This is a genomic window from Frankia sp. CeRuru1 (genome assembly GCF_977966315.1).
This window is the reverse complement of the sequence record NZ_CDWWEW010000438.1, coordinates 1-4036: the sequence shown is the minus strand read 5'-3', so window position 1 is coordinate 4036 and position 4036 is coordinate 1. Positions and strand designations below refer to the sequence as shown.

Below are 4036 nucleotides of genomic sequence, written 5' to 3'. Positions count from 1 at the left end.
GCTCAGGGTCGGGCCCGGGGCGGCTCAGGCGGGTCGACCGAGCTGGCGAGCGAGCCGCGTCTGGTCGAAGTACAGCCGGTTCTCGGTGATCAGGCCGCGCTCGACCCGGTAGACCTCGACGACACGCAGGTTGATCCGACGCCCGGTGGGCGCGAGCTCCGTCCCGTCCGGGTCGCGGTAGACGCCGACGTGCGTCGCGGTCAGCGTGTACTCCTCGACCACGATCTCGCCCTGCTCGGCCAGCACGTGGGTATCGACGTCGATCTCACCGAAAGCCGCCAGGAAGGCGGCGCTGTACTCGGCGCCCGCCGCGCGCCCCTTGATCCGCACCCCGCCCGGTGCCTCGACGACCAGGTCCTCGTCGAGCAGCGACAGCACCGAGGCCTCGTCACCGAGGTCGAAGGCGTCCAGCGCGCGCTTCACCGTGTCCAGCGCCTCTCCCACGTGACATCCTCCAGGCTTGCCTGCCGCACACACCGTCCAGAGGGCGATCATCCCACCACCGGGCCGGTTCCCGACGGGAAACCGGACGTCCGGGAAGGACGTCAGACGCTCGTGGTCGAGCCGGGGCGGATGATCATCAGAACGGTGACGATCACCCAGAGCAGGCTGAACACACCGGCTGCCATCGCGAGACCGCTCGTGCGGGCGCGCGCCGCGGCCGCGTCCATGGCCACCGCGCCACCGTCCATGGCCGCCGCGCCACCATCCATGGCCACCGCGCCTCCGTCCTGCACACGGTCGGGGACGGCCGGGGATCCGGTGACGATCTCGTCGAGGACGCCACGCTGTCCGGGCAGCACCACGATGAGGAGCACGACGACGGCCACGGTGGTCAGCGCGATCGCGACGATCAACCAGGTCTGCCCAAGAACCCCCAGGCTCTGCGCGGTGAAGAACCCGAAGATCGGTACGACGAGGCCGAGCGCGGAGTAGACGCCACAGATTCGGTGCAGCACGCGGACAATCCCGGCAGCACGCTCGTCGCCCGGGGAGGTCAGCGCCAGGCGCGCAGCCGGGGCGAACATGCTGGCGGCCACGGTGATCGGTCCGATCGCGAGGATCGCGGCCAGAACATGCACGCTGAGCAGAAACTTGGTCACGGTATGCCTCTCAGGGTCGGCTCAGGATCGGCCCAGGATCGGGCGCGGACGGTCTGGCTACGGATCCGGTGACGCCGCGCCCACGCCTCGAGGCTAAGGTCCGGGCGGCTCGACGCCCTAGCCGCCACAGACACCATCATCCTTCCGAGACTGGCCGATCCCACCCCGTCACTGGCCGCGGGCGCGCGCGGCACCCGGACCGAGCGGTCACGCCGGCAGCGCAGATGAGTAGTTCCGCACCGCCGCGTCCACTCGCTCCGCCATCTGGTGGATGATGGTGCCTGCGCGTAACCCGCCTTGTGCCGTGCGTCTTCAGGAGGCTTTCGGTATGCCTTTGCAGGCTGCTATTCGGCTTGATGTTCGGCTTCTCGTACGGATTGACGACCGCGTTCTCCTCGCTCGCCCGCCGGGAGAAGCCTGGCATGTCCTTCCGGGTGGTCCGGTGGCGGCGGGAGAGAGCACGGACGACGCTCTCGAACGGCAGGTAGGCCGCCTCGCCGGCCCTCGGACGGTCTCCCGGCAGTTCATCGGCGCGGTCGAGCACGACGGAACCGTCACCGGCCACTCACCTGAACCCGCAACCGATCACGTGCTCAGTATCATGTTCGCCGGCTTCTGGCCGTCCGACATTCCGACGCCGTCACGCTGGGGAGAGCACACGCTGGTTCCGGTGAACATCGACGTGCTTCTCGCGACACGCCTGCGCCCGCTATCGATGGCCGAGGTGGTACGTCGCTGGCTCGCCGAAGGCTGGCCGCTCTGGCGCGGCCTCGATCCCGCCGTCGGCAACCGGCGGCTGCCCTCCCTGGCCTCACTGCGCGCGCAGCTGTTCGCCCGGCGGGAGGAGCTGCGCAGCCTCACCTTCCGGGACGCCGCCGTGGCGATCTGTGCCCTCGTCACCGCGGCCGACGGCCACATCGATCCGGCGGAACGCGAGGGGCTACTCGGCTTCATCGCTACGGATCCGGTGATGTCCCAGTTTCCCGAACAGGACGTGGAGCGGCTCTTCGATGGACATCTGAGCCGTCTCACCGCAGACTTCACCGCCGGCAAACAGGCCGCGCTGGCCGACATCGCCAAGGTGCGGGGGCGGGTGGCGGAAGCCGCCGCCGTGGTACGCATCGGACAGGTGATCGGCCTGGTTGACGGCGAGTTCGTCGCCAGCGAGCAGGCCGTGGTGCGGGAGGCCGCCCTCACCCTCGGCCTGAACGCCGCCGAGTTCGCCCTGTGAGGGGCGAGCCGGCGCCGGTTGAACGACGTCGCCGGCCCGGCCGCTCATGACCTCCTCGGCTGGCCTTCCCGGCTGACCTCCCCGGCGCGGCACCGATCGTGGCGGCACCGGTGGGGACCGCCGCCGGTCAGCTCTCCTTCTTGATCTCGAACCAAGACAGGATCCTGCCTCCGAACTTCAGGTCACCATTAATCTTGATCTTTCTGGTGAGGAAGAGCTTGGCCCCGCTGGCTTGACCGGAGACCACCCGAACGAAGCGGACACGATCCGTGACAATGGTCAGCGTCTGCTCCCCCGCGGATTCACTCGGGGTCCCGGTGGCGGGCGGTGTCGCCAAAGTGCAGACACCGTCGGCGACCCGCAGCTCGTAGGTGCGCACGGCGCCGCCTGGTCCACCGTTGAGCACGAATCGGACCAGAGCGTTCTCTTCCTGTGCCTGCTCTGGCCGGAAGGTGTCGCGCATCTGCCGGAAGACCTCGTCCAGCACCGCGTCACCAGCCGGCCCACCCAGCAGGTCGGAGACCTCACGCTCCGACATAGCGGGCAGACCGCTGACGAGTTTCGCCGGGTCGGCCGTGGGATCGACAGCAAGATCGGACATAGCCACACTCCTTTGCGTTCGTGTTGGCGTTCGTGGGCGGCAGCCTGTCGGCAGCACGCACGAGCACGCTAGCGAAGACGACACGGCGGCGGTTCCGTGGGCGACACAACCGGAATGTCGCGCGTGACGCCCCAGCCCACGGACGGCGCGGCCCACCGGCGGGTCACTATCGTGGCCAAGGTGGTCACTCCCACACTTCGACGCGTCGAAATCGACGGGCGCCCCGTTCCCCCCGATGATCCACATCGCCTGGCCCTGCTCCCCCACGGCCACTTCACCGTGCTGCAGGTGCGAGCCGGTCGGGCCCGGGGCCTGCGGTGGCATCTCACCCGGCTGGATGAGGCGAACCAGGAGCTCTACAGCGAGCCCCTGGACGGCGCGCTGGTTCGCCACCGCATCCGGCAGGCACTGTACGCTACCCAGACGGCCGCCAACGGCTCCGAGGCCACGGCGACAGCCGCCACCGCGCTGGATGCCACGGTCCGGATTGTCGTCACCGAGCGGCCGGACGGCGCAGGGGTGCGCGTCATCGTCGCGATCGGCGAACCGGCAACCATGCCGACCACCCCCCAACGGCTGCGGTCAGTGCCGTACCTGCGCCCGTTCGCCCACCTCAAGCATCTCGGGACGTTCGCGCAGATCCAGCACGGCCGGCTCGTCCGCCGTGACGGCTACGACGACGCCCTGTTGACCGCCCCCGGCGGGCTCGTCGCGGAGGGCGCAATGACCAACATCGGTTTCTTCGATGGCAACATGATCGTCTGGCCGGACGCTCCCGCCCTGCGCGGAGTCACCATGACGCTGTTGGAGCAGGCACCGGCGGACGGCGGCCCGCCCAGCGTACGGGCCCCCGTGCGACTAGCGGACCTGGCAGGCTTCGAGGCCGCCTTCGTCACCAACTCACGCGGGATCGCGCCCGTCCGGGCCATCGACGGCCACCTCTTCACGGGATCCGAATGGCTCATGACGGCGCTTACCCGCCGCTACGACGCGGTGCCATGGGATCCGATCTGAGCCGGGTCGACGGCGTCCCGCACGCCCGGGTGCTCCTGCGGACGGCCGGAGGACCACGTCCACCCGGCCTTATGTCCACCCCGGCCT

Annotated in this window: 5 protein-coding genes; 2 read left to right on the top strand and 3 right to left on the bottom strand. The window is 69.6% G+C overall.

What is annotated here, in order from left to right; translation table 11 throughout:
* Nucleotides 1–24: 24 nt before the first annotated feature.
* Both AC08OP_RS22140 and AC08OP_RS22135 read right to left on the bottom strand, forming a co-directional pair.
* A complete protein-coding gene (locus AC08OP_RS22140; RefSeq protein ID WP_011437807.1) occupies nucleotides 25–444 on the bottom strand; it encodes an ester cyclase in 420 nt (139 codons plus the stop codon).
* 101 nt (nucleotides 445–545) lie between these two features.
* Entirely contained in the window at nucleotides 546–1103 is a 558-nt protein-coding gene (locus tag AC08OP_RS22135) for a protease (protein ID WP_476615941.1), read from the bottom strand.
* Nucleotides 1104–1431: 328 nt separating this feature from the next.
* Between AC08OP_RS22135 and AC08OP_RS22130 the strand changes: the two genes are divergently transcribed.
* Nucleotides 1432–2334 (top strand): TerB family tellurite resistance protein, encoded by a 903-nt coding sequence (locus AC08OP_RS22130; RefSeq protein WP_476615940.1) that lies wholly within the window; start codon nucleotides 1432–1434, stop codon nucleotides 2332–2334.
* A gap of 127 nt (nucleotides 2335–2461) precedes the next feature.
* Here AC08OP_RS22130 and AC08OP_RS22125 read toward each other — a convergent pair whose 3' ends face one another.
* Nucleotides 2462–2935, bottom strand: a complete 474-nt coding sequence (locus AC08OP_RS22125) for an SCP2 sterol-binding domain-containing protein (protein WP_476615939.1) — start codon at nucleotides 2933–2935, stop codon at nucleotides 2462–2464.
* Between the two features lie 123 nt (nucleotides 2936–3058).
* Here AC08OP_RS22125 and AC08OP_RS22120 point away from each other — a divergent pair, with 123 nt between their 5' ends.
* On the top strand, nucleotides 3059–3949 hold the full coding sequence (locus tag AC08OP_RS22120) for an aminotransferase class IV family protein (RefSeq protein ID WP_476615938.1): 891 nt from the start codon (nucleotides 3059–3061) through the stop codon (nucleotides 3947–3949).
* Nucleotides 3950–4036 lie beyond the last annotated feature (87 nt).

What these genes read in the sequence shown, in the direction of transcription:
- AC08OP_RS22130 (WP_476615940.1), top strand. Translation starts at nt 1,432, where the DNA reads ATGCCTTTGCAGGCTGCTATTCGGCTTGATGTTCGGCTTCTCGTACGG.
- AC08OP_RS22125 (WP_476615939.1), bottom strand. Translation starts at nt 2,935, where the DNA reads ATGTCCGATCTTGCTGTCGATCCCACGGCCGACCCGGCGAAACTCGTC.